We start from the raw sequence: 15245 nt of genomic DNA on the forward strand, positions 1-15245 counted from the left end.
GGCAAACCATTAGGTTTGCCTTTCTCATTAATGACGATAAATATTTTTAATCAACTCGCGTAACTATTAGAGTTGTATTACAAATTTACCCGGTTTAACTTCAATTCCTTTAGCGAGTTTAAACGCGGCAGCTTCGGCACTGTTTTTTTCTGGATTAAGAACATAAACAGGATGATTATCGAAGTAAGTCATGATTGTTGTGTCTAAATAGGGTTTTAGTGCCACAACCACAGCATCCATTTTTTCTGGAGAGACTTTGTAGTTATCAATCACCATTGATTTTATGTATATCGCTCCTTTATCAGCTTGATAAGAAGGTTGGCCTGATAAGGTAAGCTCAACTTTAGCGCTTGTTTTGCCAAAGAATGAATTAATTGTTAGGTCGGTTGTACCAGAAAGACTAATTTTACCCGGCTCAGTACGACCAATTTGAATAGAAAGATTACTCAATTTGATATCAGCGGATACAACTTCATCTTCACCAATATGTTTCTGGAGGTTTATTTTTTGACTGATATAGTCATTAATAAGGTTTTCACTCACATCAAATTGTTTGAGCTGATCACATCCTGTGACTAAGCTTGTTAATACAAATATAGCGGCTAGAAAAATTGCTTTCATAAACACTCCTTGACCATTGATAACTAAGAGTTTACCTGATCTTTAGGGAGTAAGCATGGCTGTTTCTATTTTTTTACGATTAAATTGGCGATGTAATGCATAAAGTGTTATTAAACCTACGGTTCCTAGTAAGAACCAAGGCAATTCAGGCATATTAAATTGATTGCCTAAATCATACATCCATCCACCACCTGTATATCCAATAGCACCACCAAACGCTAAGCCTAATCGGCTAAAGCCCATATAACTACCACGAGCTCGAGGATCGGCAAGTGATGCACTTAATGTTTCACGTGCAGGTTCTGCTGTAATAGTACCAAGATAAAATAGGCCAATAATTAAGAAGATGCTTTGTAATGAATGGATCATACCAACAGGGAACATGCTGATACTCATCAAAAATAAACCGGCCATTAAACGTTGTTCTAATTTGAAACGTTTCTCACTCCAGCGAGCAATCGGATAAAGCAATGTTAAAGAAAGTAGGGCTTCAATGGCATACATCCATTTTACGGCAGTTGGCGTACCGGCAATATCATTGACGATAATAGGAAACATCAACATGACTTGAACGGATAATACAAAATAACCGGTTAGTGTTAAGACATAACTGACAAAACGTTTATCAAGAAATACGCGTTTTAACCCTTCTTTAATAGGGGTTCGAGTTGTGGATATGCGGTAAGCGGGTAATAACAAAGCATTAAATAGGGCTGCAATAACAAAAACACCCGCACCGACCCAGCACACTAAATGGAAGTCATACTGTAATAACCAGCTACCGATGAGTGCACCAATAACGGCACCGGCGCTATCTTGCATTAATAATAAAGAGTAAAAACGGCCGCGTTCATAAGGACGGGTTAATTTGATCACTAGCGCTGTGCGAGGTGGATCAAATAAAGTTCCCCCTAATGCAGATAAAATGCAAGATAACCAAAGTATCCAAGGTTGATCTGCCATTGCCATTAAAGCAAAACCTGAAGCGCGTAATAACATGCCTGTTATTATCATTGGTTTTGCACCAAAACGGTCAGCAATAGCACCACCAAAAATGCCGAGACCTTGTTGTACTAATTGTCTAAGACCTAATGCAAAGCCGACAATAACACCCGCCCAACCTAATTGTTCGACGAAACGAATAGAAATGAGTGGAAAAACGACGAAAAAACCTAGGACAACTAACATATTGTCAATTAGGAGGAAGTATTTACCCAAAGTACGGGCTTGTGTTACCAGCGCCATTACTCACCATCAATAAGCAAATAATTTAAATAAAATAAGAGGGGAATGAAATAATTTATTTCTTCGACTATTCTGTCTTCAAATGTGCATAATTCCTAGTAAATTAAAGATGATATTTTTTTATTAATGTTAGTGGCAGAATAAGAAGAGTTGCTTCAGAATTAGGCTTATTTATATCAAAGGATAATGAGATCGTAATGTTTGGTTATCGTGGCGGAATTCCTAAAATTCGTTTTGAAACACAAAGAATGATAATTCGTTTAGCATACGAGAGAGATGCTGAAAGATTGGCCGATTATTATACCTTAAATCGTCGTTTTTTAATTCCATGGGAACCCGTAAGAGATAAAACACATTATTTACCCTCTGGTTGGGAACACCGTTTGCAATATATGAACGAACTGCACAGACAAGAAAGTGCTTTTCATTTTCTACTATTGACACAAAAGGAAGATGAAATCATTGGTGTGGCGAATTACAGCAATGTTATGCGTGGGGCTTTTAATGCCTGTTTCTTGGGGTATTCAGTCGGCGAAAAGTGGCAAGGTCAGGGCTATATGTCGGAAGCTTTAACGGAAACGCTTCGCTATATGCAACGACAGCAAGGAATGCATCGTATTATGGCGAATTATATGCCTCATAATTTACGCAGTGGAAACCTATTAGCGAAACATGGTTTTGAACGTGAAGGCTATGCCAAAAACTATCTACAAATTAATCAAGAGTGGCGAGATCACGTACTGACCGCATTAACAACGCGAACTTATTTTAAACGTTAATAGTGGCTTTTCATGGAAGAAAAGCACGGTTTATATTTAAAATACCTTTATATCGGTGCTTTTAGTCACTATTTAACGATGATAAAGAGATTCAATTGGCGATTAAGTCGGTTTTTTTCAACATATAGTACCAATGTTGAATATGAAAAATAGACTGTGTTAAACATGATGATTCTTCTTTATCAATATAAAACCCATTCTTTTGATACAAATAAAGCGCACCTTCATGATGAGTATCGACATACAGTGATAAATACGCTTTTTTTAGAACATCTTTACTATATTGGGTTATCCATTCAAGTATCGCGTAAGCGACACCATATCCTTGATATGATGATAAAACGGCAATATGTGCTAAATAAGCCTCATTTTCATTTGGTACATAATCAAATAAAGAAAAGAAAATCTTTTGCTTAATATAATGAAGGATACCGAAACGCCAATAATCTAAGACCGGTGTTTTAATAAAGGGATTTGAAATAAAGTCGTTTTCTTTTATCACTAAACAAAATGTTGCAATTATCTTTCCATTATCAGTGACAACAAATTGTTGGCTATTTTTTTTACATGCTAAAGAATTCCAAACAGCCTCTAATTGCCGACGTTGGTTAGGATGAGTGCTATCAATATTAAAAGCGTTCAATTTAAAGCGAAATGCTTGTGCAAATAATTGAGTAATTTCAGGAATATCTGCGGGTTCTGCAACACGAAGCTGATAGTGTTCATTAAGTAATTGCATGATATTGTTACTCTGCAATAATAGGGTTAATTGTTTAGACTGTTTGGTCTAGTTATTTATAGACTAATCAGTCTAATTTATTTTGTCCAGAGATTTTTAATGTTATGAACAAGACTGTTACTGAAAAACAAAAAGCGAAAAAGAAGCATATTATTGATGCTGCAATACGTTGCTTTGCTGTAAAAGGTTTTCACTCCACATCAACAGCAGAAATCTGTCATGAAGCGGGTATGAGTCCTGGGAATGTATTTCATTATTTTCCGAATAAGAATTCGATTATTGAGGCGATTGCATTAGAGGATACGCAACTGTTTGATGAGATCTTTTGTCGCTATGAAGGCGAAGAGGAGTGCGTTCAAGCAATCATCAATTCAATGAAGGGAATTATAGCGCTCTATAATCATCCCGAATATGCGCGTATTAGTATTGAGATTTTTGCTGAAGCATCGCGTAATGCGAGCATTCACCAAATTTTTATTGAAAATGAAAGAAACAACAAGCAACGTTTGATTGCGATGTTAAAAAACGGTATTAAAAAAGGGCAGATAGACCCAACACTTGAGCCAGAGAAAATCGCAACATGGTTGCTAGTCATCGCTGATGGTTCTATGGGAAGAAATATCATCGATCCTGAATTTAATGGCGATGAGGATTTCGTTATGTTAGACGTCATGTTGAGAAAAATGCTCACAAAGCCGTAAATAGCTATTTTTAATCATTTCGGTTAGTTGAAGATAGGCAGAGTCAGCCTATTCTTAGCGAATTGAAGATTGATTTTTCGATGTTAGAGACGGAGTATAGTCCCTTTCTTTTTATTCCATTCAACAAAAATTAGAATGACTTATGAATTTACTTAAATCACTTGCAGCAGTGAGTTCTATGACCTTATTTTCACGGGTACTAGGATTTATTCGTGATGCAATTATTGCGCGTATCTTTGGCGCAGGTATGGCAACAGATGCCTTTTTTGTTGCTTTTAAATTGCCAAACTTATTACGTCGTATTTTTGCGGAAGGGGCATTTTCTCAAGCATTTGTTCCTATCTTGGCAGAATATAAAAATCAGCAAGGCGAGGAAGCAACACGTACTTTTATTGCTTATGTTTCGGGTATGCTGACGCTTATTTTGGCCGTGGTTACGGTGATTGGTATTATTGCTGCACCTTGGGTGATTTATGTTACAGCACCGGGTTTTAGTAGTTCTCCTGATAAATTTCAATTAACGACCGATCTATTGCGGATCACCTTTCCTTATATCTTTCTTATTTCATTAGCGTCATTGACGGGCTCTATTTTAAATACTTGGAATCGTTTTTCTGTACCCGCTTTTGCACCAACACTACTCAATGTCAGCATGATCTTTTTCGCTTTAGTGGTCGCACCTTATTGTAATCCGCCTATTATGGCATTGGCGTGGGCGGTTGTTGCTGGGGGACTATTACAGCTGGGTTATCAATTACCGCATTTGAAAAAAATTGGTATGCTTGTTTTACCGCGCATTTCATTTAGAAATAGTGGTGTTTGGCGTGTAATGAAACTGATGGGACCTGCTATTTTAGGGGTTTCTGTTAGTCAAATATCGTTAATTATCAATACTATTTTTGCTTCCTTCTTAGTTTCTGGTTCGGTTTCTTGGATGTATTACGCAGACCGTTTGATGGAATTACCGACCGGGGTATTAGGTGTTGCATTAGGTACAATCTTACTTCCTTCATTATCTAAGAGTTTTGCTAGTGGCAATACTGAAGAATATCGAAAATTAATGGATTGGGGATTAAGACTGTGCTTCTTATTAGCACTGCCTTGTACGATTGGTTTGGCGGTATTATCTGGGCCGTTAACGGCGTCTCTGTTCCAGTATGGCAATTTTAATGCCCATGATGCATTGATGACACAACAAGCGTTAATCGCTTACTGTGTTGGGTTAATGGGGCTAATTATCATAAAAATCTTAGCGCCAGGCTTTTATTCTCGTCAGGATATTAAAACACCAGTAAAAATTGCGATTGCCACATTGATCCTCACACAATTAATGAACCTTGCATTTATTGGTAGCTTAAAACATGTCGGTCTTGCGCTCTCAATTGGTATCGCGGCTTGTTTTAATGCCTCTATGTTGTTTTGGCAGATCCGTAAGAAAGACATCTATCAGCCTTTAGCTGGCTGGCCTGTGTTCTTATTAAAACTTGCGATTGCGCTTGCTGTAATGGGGGGCGTATTAGTTGGAATGTTGTGGATCATGCCAAGTTGGGATATCGGCAGTATGTTAATGCGTATTTTACGCTTGTTGTTAGTTGTCGTCGCCGGAGCAAGCAGTTATTTTGTTGCACTGTATGCACTAGGGTTTAGACCTCGTCATTTCTCACTACGTGCTTTATAACAGATAATACCGATCCCTCGCTTTTGTATAAAAAGCGAGGGGGGCAACATTAACAATGTTTTTATCAATTCAATTCTCCTTATCTAGAACCTTTCTCTATTTTTAGACTATTTTTAATGCCACATTGATCACACTTCTTGCATTTAGTTATGTGGATTTGGCTACTTTAAAAAAAAGAAAAAAGGGAATAAAAAGCAAAAATCTTTTTTCTCACCATTTTTTTTATTAAATTTTTTTTCCAATTTCTAAATGATTTATACAGTTTTTCGGTGTCGAAATGCATTTTTTAATCAATATTGATAAGTTTATTTAAACATTAATCATATCGAATATCTTTAGACAATTTGTTTAGTGATGGTGGAATTCTACATAAAGTAAAAAAATAGACACTATATTCTAAGTACTTACGGTTTGACGAATTATCTTTTTTTAGATAAACTCTCTTGTGTTGTATAGGTTTAAAAATTGACATATCTGTTAAATATTTCTTACTTAATGATGAGATATTACAAATATTTCAAAATATTGCAGTATATTTTAAAACATTTGATTTTTTTGATTTAAGACATATTATTATTTCTTTATTCCGGTAGATTAACCGTGACTGTAAAGTTATTTGCTTGTTATCGTTCAGTACTACTGAAAGTGATCATATCTATTTTGTCTGCGCTTCAAATAGGTAACACGATTGCTGGGGATAAGCAGTAAACAATAAGTCGCGTGAATAATGAAATTAATGCTAAATCTATTATTAATAGATAATTAGATTACTGAAAATTCAGTATGGTACACTAATTATTGCTTTCATTTGTCCGCGGTTGTTTTCTGTTTTTCCCTCCCTTTTCTATTCCTTCTCAATATTTCTTTGTTTTTTTCATTAATAGCTCAATAACTCAAATATTTCTCTATTTCTTCGTTATACTCAAAGCAGTTATAAATCATTAGATATTTCTAGGTTAAAGACTACTAAATAATCACTTTGTGATTTTTGGTAAAAATAAAAATAAGAGTGTCAAGGAGCTACTATGAAAAAAGCTATTATCATTTCTGTATCATTAGCGACGTTATTTCTTGCAGGTTGTACTGCTGACGGAAAAATTAATACCTCAAAACTCACTCCAGTTAACTGTGTCGGTGTATTCGACAAAACTAATGAGAAGCTTGCTTTCACCGCTAAAGACGTCAATGACCGCTTATACAGCCCGAGTAAGCCAATAGATAGTGTTGATGGTTGGATTGATGCAAAAGATATTAGAGGACTATTGTGTCAGGATGTTATAACAGCTAACGAAGATTAATGATTAAGTAGCATTGGATATTTGATTGAGTCATTGTTTGAAGTGTTTTTTAGCTATATTGAATTAAGATCGAACGAATAATAAAAAACCGATGGTTTAATACCATCGGTTTTTTTATCACGGCTATTTGAAAATAGAGATGAATTACATTCTATCTACTGTTTCAATACCTAAAGTATCTAAACCTTGTTTTAAGGTTCTCGCGGTTAAACGCGCCAGTTTTAAACGACTTTGGCGAGTGTTTTCATCTTCCGCAGATAAGATAGGGCAGTTTTCATAAAAGCCTGAGAAAGTTTGTGCCAGATCGTAAAGATAAGCACACATGACATGAGGCGTTCCTTCACGAGAAACTTGCATAATCGTCTCATCAAATTGGACTAAACGTAATGCGAGCTGTCTTTCATGAGATTGTGTTAATGCGATAGGTTGCGTTAACGCATTTTCATCAATGTCTGCACGTTTGAAAATTGAAGCAACACGAGTATAAGCATATTGCATATAAGGCGCTGTGTTGCCTTCGAAACTTAACATCAGATCCCAATCAAAAATGTAATCTGTTGTACGGTTTTTAGATAAGTCAGCGTATTTAACAGCACCAATACCCACGACGCGAGCAACATTATTTAATTCGTCTTTATCCATATCTGGATTTTTTTCAGCGATTAAGGCACGGGCTCTTTCTTGTGCTTCATCAAGTAAGTCAGTTAAACGAATAGTGCCGCCAGAACGGGTTTTAAACGGACGACCATCTTTACCTAACATCATACCGAACATGTGGTGTTCAAGTGACATTGAATCAGGAATGTAGCCTGCTTTACGAACAATCGTCCAAGCTTGCATTAAATGCTGGTGCTGACGAGAGTCGATATAATAAAGCACACGATCAGCATGTAATGTTTCGTGACGGTATTTTGCACAAGCAATATCAGTTGTTGTATATAGGTAGCCACCGTCTTTTTTCTGAACGATAACACCCATAGGTTCGCCTTCCTTGTTTTTATATTCATCAAGGAAAACAACGGTTGCGCCTTCACTTTCTACTGCAAGACCTTTTGCTTTTAAATCGGCAACAATACCTGCCAACATTGGGTTATAAAGACTTTCACCCATAATGTCATCTTCGGTTAATGTGACGTTAAGACGTTGATAAGTCACTTGGTTTTGTTGCATGGTGATATCAACTAATTTACGCCACATTGTACGGCAGTATTCATCACCACTTTGTAATTTTACAACATAATTACGGGCACGCTCTGCGAATACTTCATCTTCATCATAATGTTTTTTCGCTTCACGATAGAACTCTTCGAGATCAGATAACGCCATATCAGCGGCATTTTCATTCTGTTTTTTTTCTAAATACGCAATCAACATACCAAATTGCGTACCCCAATCACCAAGGTGATTGGCACGAACAACATTATGACCTAAGAAAGATAAAGTCCGTGCACTGGCATCACCAATAATGGTTGAGCGTAAGTGACCGACGTGCATCTGTTTTGCAACGTTTGGAGATGAATAGTCGATAACAATAGTTTGAGGTTCAACGGGGGTTACGTTGAGATGTTCATCTGCCAATGCGTCTTCAGCTTGTTTTGCAACCCATTGTGGAGATAAAAAGATATTGATAAAACCCGGACCTGCGATTTCAACTTTATCTGCAACATCCGTAATATCGAGCTTTTCTAAGATCTTTTCTGCGAGTTGTCGGGGTGGGATCCCCATTTTTTTTGCAGCTCCCATGACACCATTTGCCTGATAGTCACCAAATTGTACTTTGGCTGACTGACGGACAAGAGGTTCGCTATCAGCGGGTGCGCCAGCAGCACACATTGCCACACTGATTTTTTCTGAAAGAAAAGCCTGAATATTCACCGGGTTACCTTAAATTATTGAGAAAATAAAACCTGACGACAAAAGTCTGACAGGTTTCTTATAAAGAATTAGGATTAACCTTGAATTTATAACATATTCCGGCTAGAACATGCTACCATCTCGGCCTTATCTTTAAGGTTTTTTCTCTGTTTTTTCATTAAGGTTATTCAAAATGGCGTTATTTTCTTCAATTTCTCAATTAAATGATTTAACTCACGAGCTTTCTTTGTTTGAAGAAAATATGGCGCTATTTGCCAATAGTTTAGGGATAGATTTATCCGCTTATCTCACTGATCATGTATCGTTACGTTGTCACGATTTAACCTTGGCGGAGCAGTGGCGAACAGGGTTAAGTCAATGTGGAAAGTGTATTTCTGATAATGTGATCAATGGGCGCCCAATATATCTATTTCAATTAGACTCACCATTAACTCTTTTAAATCAATCTGTCTCGATTGTTGAATTGCCTTTTCCCACGAATAAAAGATATGAATATCAAGGTTGGGAGCATATTGAGCAAGTGATCTCCGTAGAACCCGCTGATCTAGTGAATAAAGTCATGTCTTTTTTGCCCAAAACATTACCTGAGGGTGTCAGCCTAAAAATCAGCGAACCTAAAGGTGAGAAAGAACGTTTACCTAATCCAACCGTGGCTATTTCTAATGGAAAAGTCACGGTGAAGTATCATCCTTATTCGTTACTTGAAATCGTTGAAAGTGAGTGTTGAACGACACTTTCAGAAAATAGTTTGCTTGTGTCAGCACAAAATTCTGATGGTGGAATTGAATGAATAACGATATTCGACAACTATTGTTAGTAATCGCTAAGAAATGATATTTATTTTCTGATTACTTTCTTTATTAAGGATGGAGAGGGATGATATGGCTACATTGGAGATTTGTTGTTTTGGCGCTGAATGTGCGTTGGTAGCAGAACGAGCAGGCGCAGACAGAATAGAGCTGTGCACGAGTCCGACAGAAGGTGGTATTACGCCAAGTTTTGGAATGCTACGACAAGTCAGAGATCTAGTTCGTATTCCCGTTCATCCTATCGTTCGCCCGCGTGGTGGTGATTTTTGTTATACACAAGCTGATTTTTCAGCAATGAAAAATGATATTAGCTTGATCCGTGATATGGGATTTTCAGGGGCAGTTGTTGGTCTTTTAAATGAAGAAGGGCATATTGATTTGCCTAAAATGGAAATTTTAATGGCGCTTGCAGGACCATTAGCCATTACTTTCCATCGGGCTTTTGATATGTGTATTAATCCATTATTAGCGCTAGAACAACTGACTCAAGTCGGTGTTTCTCGTATTTTAACGTCAGGACAGCAGGCGAATGCAGAATTAGGTTTACCATTATTACGAACGTTAAATGAAAAAACACAAGGTCCTATCATTATGGCGGGAGCAGGTGTAAGGCTCAGTAATATGCAAAAATTCTTAGATGCAGGACTAAAAGAAATACACAGTTCAGCTGGAAAAGTGGCACCTTCTACCATGATTTATCGTAAAGCCGGTGTAACGATGAGCTCTGACAGTGAGGTTGATGAATTTACGCATTACTGTGTGGATGAAGATACGGTTGAAGCAATGAAAGATATTATAAGTATTCATGCGCCATTGGCATCCTGATTGATAGGGATAAATTATTTAAGCACTGCGCCTTTTATGGCGCAGTTTTTTATCTCATCTCGTCTAATAGCAGTGTATGTGTAATGCCACAGCGTTTAACAAAGGCTTCATCATGCGAAACCAGTAATAATGTGCCTTGATATTCAACGAGTAGATTTTCCAATAGTTGTTTAGATTCGATATCAAGGTGATTATCTGGCTCATCAAGCAATAATACCGCAGGTGGTTTTGGGCTATGTGTTAAAGCCAATAACGTTGCTTTTAATTGTTCACCACCACTTAGCTTTTCAAGCGGTAATAATGATTTATCACCTCTCATTCTCAACATTCCGAGACGCGTTCGCCATTGCTCGACAGAAATCGCGGGTTGATATTGGTGTAGTGCTTGTGCAACCGGTAATGTTTTATCAAGTAAAGCAAGATGTTGATCAAGATAACAATAATCTTTGTTGAGACGAAATTCACCAGCAAGTGGGGTGCTTTGTTCGATTAAACATTTTAATAACGTTGATTTGCCACATCCATTTTTACCTTTAATATGCCAGTGCTCATTACCATAAGCTGAAAATGAAATAGGGTGCTGATAGCCATACGGAAGCTGAAGGTCATGAACAAATACATTTAAACGATGACCATCACTTTGATAATCCAATACCATTTTCTGCTGATGAACATGTGTTTTTTCCTCATCAATGCCTTGTTTTTGAGATTGCATATCATCGATTACGCGCTGATGCCGTTTGGCAACGGCTGATTGTCGTTGTTCCGCCCGATTTGTTTGCATATCTAACAAAAGTAAGCACTGTGAACCACTTTGTCTAATTGATTCGCCTTGTTGTTTCCGTTTCGCGGCTTTTTGTAATGTTGCTTGTTGCTGGCGTTTCTCATTTTTAATTTGGCTATTTAGTCGAGTACTTACGGCCTCCAATGATGCGATTTCTGCACTTTTTTGTGCCTCATATAAAGTATAATTTCCACCATATTCAGATAAACCTTTCTCACTTAATTCAAAAATAGTATCAGCATACGAGAGCAAGTTTCGATTATGACTAACAATAAGAGAGCCAGCTTTGTGCTGAGCTAATTGTTGTATTAGCCATTGTTGTCCCTGATAATCAAGATGGTTATCTGGTTCATCTAAGAGTAAAAAACTATTTTCACATAAAAAAGCACGGCAAAGTGCTAAGCGTGTTTGCTCTCCACCGCTGAGATGTGCAATCGGAGTATCTAATGCGACAGGAAGTTGTGCTGAATCTAATATATTTTGCCACATAACAGGAAGTTGCCATTTGCCATCAAGTAGCTCGATATCCTCTATTGAAGCAATACCCGCATCAACGCGTTGGAATGCTTGATAAACTTCATGAATATCTAACGCTTGAGCCAGTGTTTTTCCTTGTAATCGCGTTAACTGATCAACGTGAATGAAAGGCATATTCCAATTAACTTGACCTGAGGTCGGTAATATCTTTTGTGCTAATAATCTTAATAGTACCGATTTGCCTTTACCGTTATGACCAATTAATGCATTTTGCTGACAAGACAGTGAACGCGTTAATGGTGGGAAAAGGTTTTGCTGATTAAATTCGATAGTCAATTGTGAAAAGTGACAGGCTATTGTCATAGTAATACCTCCTAAACGAAATAGGTGGCAGACAGCCGAGATCTTTTTCTAGATGCGACGAAATAAATTATTGTCTGCCAGTAACAGAAAATGAATACCTCAAAAGGTATTTGAAAAATTTTCTGGCAGAATTTAATTCATCGTAGAGACGTGCCTTCTTAAAAAGAGAAATAATTGGAGAAATAACGCGCGTATTTAAGCATGAATAAAGATGAACGACAAGCACCGCATAAGGTTATTTATATGAGGTTCTTATTTTATGTGCTTTTATTTTGAATATTATGCGTTTATACACCGATGATATATTAATATAGGTCATGCAAGCTAAAGGAATGCCGTAGAATAATGTGCCGTAAGCCATTCCAACATGTGGAACATTAAAATAATCGCTGTGCTGTGGAATTAAATAAAGATAGTTAATTTCATTTAAATATTGGGGCGTTAATCCACCATAAGGGACTAAGAATTTAAACATCATGACCGAAAAAAGGCATAGCATAAAATTTAAAACTAATAGTGCAGAATAGAATAAGTTTTTCCCCATTTCTTCTTTAGTTTTTACTTGGTAACCACTGATAATTCGATTAGCAACAATCACTGCGTAGAGCCAAATAATCAGGTTTTCATCACCCATAATCATACTATTGATAATAAGTGCAAATATTCCATAAAAGGGAATAAGAGCAAAAACAAGTTTAGTACGAGCAAATGCAGCCATAAAAACACCAGAATGCACGAGAATAAATTCAAATAAAAATAGAACGGTTAGATTATAAATTGTTTGAACTGAGAAATGTTCAGGAAACCACCAAACGGTAATAATAAACGCGATATATAAAAGTTGTGTGGCGTAGTCAAATAATGAAAAAAAGAGTTGAACACCTCGTTGTAATGGTGTTAATGGAAGGCGTTTTGCTGATGTGGTTTCGACAAAGGACGAAAAGATAGGATCATTATATTGCTGACGCTTATTCTTTTGTAAAAGAGCGTGTTGTTTTTTTTGTGTTATTTCTTTTTGAGTAGCAACTTTGCTCTTTGGTGTCTTTGCCATAGATTTCTTTAATCGTTCATCTGCAAAATAAGAGGGCGTATAAGGTATCTTTAATAAAAACCAAGATGGGTATTATGAAAGAAAGGGATATTGAATAACTTGATATCCCTTTAGATCTCAATAAAAAATTAAGGCTTAGTGGCAATTAATATCGCACGTTTAGGCGCAGGATAACCTTCAACGGTTTGGGTTTTATCATTAGCATCTAAGAATGCCTCTAATGAATCGGTAACCATCCAATCTGTTTTACGTTGTTCTTCTAAAGACGTGACATTTTCATCAACAATACGTACTTCTTTAAAACCACATTTTTCTAGCCAAACCTTTAGCATTTTTGCAGATGGAATAAAGTACACATTACGCATTTGCGCATAACGTTCACCAGGGATCAGGCATTGGAATTCATCACCATCAACAACAAGACTTTCTAATACTAATTCACCACCAGAAACTAATTGGTTTTTTAATTGCCATAAATGATCAAGTGGCGAACGGCGATGGTAAAGCACACCCATTGAGAATACAGTATCGAAGGCATTTAACTCTGGCATTTGCTCAATGCCCACAGGAATTAAATGTGCGCGTTGGTCATTGCCTAATAATTTTCTAATAGCTTCAAATTGGCATAAGAAAAGTTGAGTAGGGTCGATCCCTACCACAAATTCCGCACCTTCACCTAACATCCGCCACATGTGATAACCACTGCCACATCCAACATCTAATACTAAACGACCTTCAAGCGGTGAAAGATGGGGTAAAACACGATCCCATTTCCAATCTGAACGCCACTCTGTATCGATATCGACGCCATAAAGTGAAAATGGACCTTTACGCCATGGCATTAAATTTTTTAAAACGTTACTTAATCCCAATTGCTCGCCTGCGCTTAGTGCCGGTGTGTGTTGAGCAATTACACCATTTTTTAAATCAATCTCAGTAGGCGTAATTTCAGGCAAACCATCGAGCATTCTTTCCCATGAGGAGAAGTGACCGTGTAACGCATTTGAACGCCATTCTGATAATTGAGCCGGTAATGTGTCTAACCAATGAAATAAGCGCTCATCTTGCGCAATAAGTTGATAAAACGAGCCAAAATTAATCATTCATTATTGCCTTTAATCGCTAAAAGAGAGCCGAAATTAAAACATTGGAACCAAACTTCCGTATGTGGGAAACCGGCATTATGTAAGCGAGTTTTATGCGTTTCAACAGAATCAGTCAACATAACATTTTCTAACATGCTACGTTTTTGGCTAATTTCTAATTCGCTGTAACCGTTAGCACGTTTGAAATCATGGTGCATATTAAACAGCAATTCGCCAATTTCTTTATCTTCAAAACTGAATTTTTCAGAAAGCACTAACACGCCACCCGGATTAAGACCTTGGTAAATTCGGTTTAATAATATTTGGCGATCGTTCGGCGCTAAGAATTGTAAGGTGAAATTAAGCACGACCATTGAGGCATTATTAATTTCGATATTAAGAATATCACCTTCAATAATCTCAACAGGTGTGTCTGCTTTATAGGCATCAATATGGCGCTGGCAACGTTCTACCATTGCGGGTGAGTTATCAACACCAATAATTTTGCAACCAGTTGCATCAATATTACGACGCATAGAAAGGGTTGCGGCACCTAAAGAACAGCCTAAATCATAAACTTGGCTATTGGGCGTAACAAAGCGACCTGCAAGCATACCAATCATGGAGATGATATTAGAGTAACCGGGTACTGAGCGTTTTATCATATCAGGAAACACTTCAGCGACTTTTTCATCAAAGCGCCAGTCACCAAGGTTAGCAATAGGTGTCGCAAATAAGCTGTCTTGTTGTGATGATTTTGAATTCGACATAACTAAAATAGGTTTAAGGAATAAAAGAAGCAAGCATTCTACCAGAAGCGACGGTGCTCACAAAGTTGCATTATTTAGAAAGAAATTGGAAAAAATAAATAAACCTTTCTCATACCTTGCCGTTATTAGACACAACAGCAAGGAT

Annotated in this window: 14 protein-coding genes; 6 read left to right on the plus strand and 8 right to left on the minus strand. The window is 37.1% G+C overall.

Annotated features, from left to right (window positions below):
• Nucleotides 1–66: 66 nt before the first annotated feature.
• Nucleotides 67–621, minus strand: coding sequence for a lipoprotein (locus DK865_RS03670; protein ID WP_109391218.1), 555 nt, complete (start codon nt 619–621; stop codon nt 67–69).
• Nucleotides 622–663: 42 nt separating this feature from the next.
• On the minus strand, nt 664–1866 hold the full coding sequence (gene mdtH / locus DK865_RS03675) for a multidrug efflux MFS transporter MdtH (protein WP_109391219.1): 1203 nt from the start codon (nt 1864–1866) through the stop codon (nt 664–666).
• A gap of 197 nt (nt 1867–2063) precedes the next feature.
• On the opposite strand from mdtH, the gene rimJ reads away from it, so the two are divergent.
• On the plus strand, nt 2064–2645 hold the full coding sequence (gene rimJ / locus DK865_RS03680) for a ribosomal protein S5-alanine N-acetyltransferase (RefSeq protein ID WP_109391220.1): 582 nt from the start codon (nt 2064–2066) through the stop codon (nt 2643–2645).
• Nucleotides 2646–2736: 91 nt separating this feature from the next.
• On the opposite strand, the gene DK865_RS03685 is transcribed toward rimJ, so the two are convergent.
• The gene (locus DK865_RS03685) at nt 2737–3384 is read right to left on the minus strand and encodes a GNAT family N-acetyltransferase (RefSeq protein ID WP_109391221.1); all 648 of its coding nucleotides are present in this window, start codon (nt 3382–3384) and stop codon (nt 2737–2739) included.
• A gap of 104 nt (nt 3385–3488) precedes the next feature.
• Here DK865_RS03685 and DK865_RS03690 point away from each other — a divergent pair, with 104 nt between their 5' ends.
• From DK865_RS03690 to DK865_RS03700, 3 genes are all read left to right on the plus strand, one after another.
• On the plus strand, nt 3489–4085 hold the full coding sequence (locus DK865_RS03690) for a TetR/AcrR family transcriptional regulator (protein WP_109391222.1): 597 nt from the start codon (nt 3489–3491) through the stop codon (nt 4083–4085).
• A gap of 142 nt (nt 4086–4227) precedes the next feature.
• A complete protein-coding gene (gene murJ / locus DK865_RS03695; RefSeq protein ID WP_109391223.1) occupies nt 4228–5763 on the plus strand; it encodes a murein biosynthesis integral membrane protein MurJ in 1536 nt (511 codons plus the stop codon).
• 1025 nt (nt 5764–6788) lie between these two features.
• Nucleotides 6789–7061: a hypothetical protein gene (locus DK865_RS03700; protein WP_023582064.1), complete on the plus strand. Its 273-nt coding sequence runs from the start codon at nt 6789–6791 to the stop codon at nt 7059–7061.
• Nucleotides 7062–7205: 144 nt separating this feature from the next.
• Here DK865_RS03700 and argS read toward each other — a convergent pair whose 3' ends face one another.
• Nucleotides 7206–8936: an arginine--tRNA ligase gene (gene argS, locus DK865_RS03705; RefSeq protein ID WP_036912930.1), complete on the minus strand. Its 1731-nt coding sequence runs from the start codon at nt 8934–8936 to the stop codon at nt 7206–7208.
• A 172-nt stretch (nt 8937–9108) separates the two neighbouring features.
• Here argS and DK865_RS03710 point away from each other — a divergent pair, with 172 nt between their 5' ends.
• Both DK865_RS03710 and cutC read left to right on the plus strand, forming a co-directional pair.
• Nucleotides 9109–9663 carry a VOC family protein gene (locus tag DK865_RS03710; RefSeq protein WP_109391224.1) on the plus strand — a complete coding sequence of 185 codons (555 nt, stop codon included), beginning with the start codon at nt 9109–9111 and terminating at the stop codon, nt 9661–9663.
• 154 nt (nt 9664–9817) lie between these two features.
• Entirely contained in the window at nt 9818–10570 is a 753-nt protein-coding gene (gene cutC, locus DK865_RS03715) for a copper homeostasis protein CutC (protein WP_036912933.1), read from the plus strand.
• Between the two features lie 49 nt (nt 10571–10619).
• Here cutC and DK865_RS03720 read toward each other — a convergent pair whose 3' ends face one another.
• The 4 genes from DK865_RS03720 to cmoA form a co-directional block, all read right to left on the minus strand.
• Complete coding sequence (locus DK865_RS03720; protein WP_109391225.1) at nt 10620–12194, minus strand: ATP-binding cassette domain-containing protein; 1575 nt, start codon at nt 12192–12194, stop codon at nt 10620–10622.
• Between the two features lie 235 nt (nt 12195–12429).
• A complete protein-coding gene (locus tag DK865_RS03725; protein ID WP_109391226.1) occupies nt 12430–13245 on the minus strand; it encodes a hypothetical protein in 816 nt (271 codons plus the stop codon).
• Nucleotides 13246–13373: 128 nt separating this feature from the next.
• Entirely contained in the window at nt 13374–14348 is a 975-nt protein-coding gene (gene cmoB, locus DK865_RS03730) for a tRNA 5-methoxyuridine(34)/uridine 5-oxyacetic acid(34) synthase CmoB (protein WP_109391227.1), read from the minus strand.
• Nucleotides 14345–15100: a carboxy-S-adenosyl-L-methionine synthase CmoA gene (gene cmoA, locus DK865_RS03735; protein ID WP_023582070.1), complete on the minus strand. Its 756-nt coding sequence runs from the start codon at nt 15098–15100 to the stop codon at nt 14345–14347. Before cmoA ends, cmoB begins: the two co-directional genes overlap by 4 nt.
• Between the last annotated feature and the right edge of the window lie 145 nt (nt 15101–15245).

Origin of the sequence: Proteus cibi (genome assembly GCF_003144405.1) — a bacterium.
Taxonomy (GTDB): Bacteria; Pseudomonadota; Gammaproteobacteria; order Enterobacterales; family Enterobacteriaceae; genus Proteus; species Proteus cibi.

Excerpts from the sequence above, each read along its gene's own strand:
- DK865_RS03685 (WP_109391221.1), bottom strand. The coding sequence starts at position 3,384 with ATGCAATTACTTAATGAACACTATCAGCTTCGTGTTGCAGAACCCGCA.
- DK865_RS03710 (WP_109391224.1), top strand. The coding sequence starts at position 9,109 with ATGGCGTTATTTTCTTCAATTTCTCAATTAAATGATTTAACTCACGAG.
- DK865_RS03720 (WP_109391225.1), bottom strand. The coding sequence starts at position 12,194 with ATGACAATAGCCTGTCACTTTTCACAATTGACTATCGAATTTAATCAG.
- DK865_RS03700 (WP_023582064.1), top strand. The coding sequence starts at position 6,789 with ATGAAAAAAGCTATTATCATTTCTGTATCATTAGCGACGTTATTTCTT.
- DK865_RS03690 (WP_109391222.1), top strand. The coding sequence starts at position 3,489 with ATGAACAAGACTGTTACTGAAAAACAAAAAGCGAAAAAGAAGCATATT.
- cutC (WP_036912933.1), top strand. The coding sequence starts at position 9,818 with ATGGCTACATTGGAGATTTGTTGTTTTGGCGCTGAATGTGCGTTGGTA.
- rimJ (WP_109391220.1), top strand. The coding sequence starts at position 2,064 with ATGTTTGGTTATCGTGGCGGAATTCCTAAAATTCGTTTTGAAACACAA.
- cmoA (WP_023582070.1), bottom strand. The coding sequence starts at position 15,100 with ATGTCGAATTCAAAATCATCACAACAAGACAGCTTATTTGCGACACCT.
- DK865_RS03725 (WP_109391226.1), bottom strand. The coding sequence starts at position 13,245 with ATGGCAAAGACACCAAAGAGCAAAGTTGCTACTCAAAAAGAAATAACA.
- cmoB (WP_109391227.1), bottom strand. The coding sequence starts at position 14,348 with ATGATTAATTTTGGCTCGTTTTATCAACTTATTGCGCAAGATGAGCGC.
- DK865_RS03670 (WP_109391218.1), bottom strand. The coding sequence starts at position 621 with ATGAAAGCAATTTTTCTAGCCGCTATATTTGTATTAACAAGCTTAGTC.
- mdtH (WP_109391219.1), bottom strand. The coding sequence starts at position 1,866 with ATGGCGCTGGTAACACAAGCCCGTACTTTGGGTAAATACTTCCTCCTA.
- murJ (WP_109391223.1), top strand. The coding sequence starts at position 4,228 with ATGAATTTACTTAAATCACTTGCAGCAGTGAGTTCTATGACCTTATTT.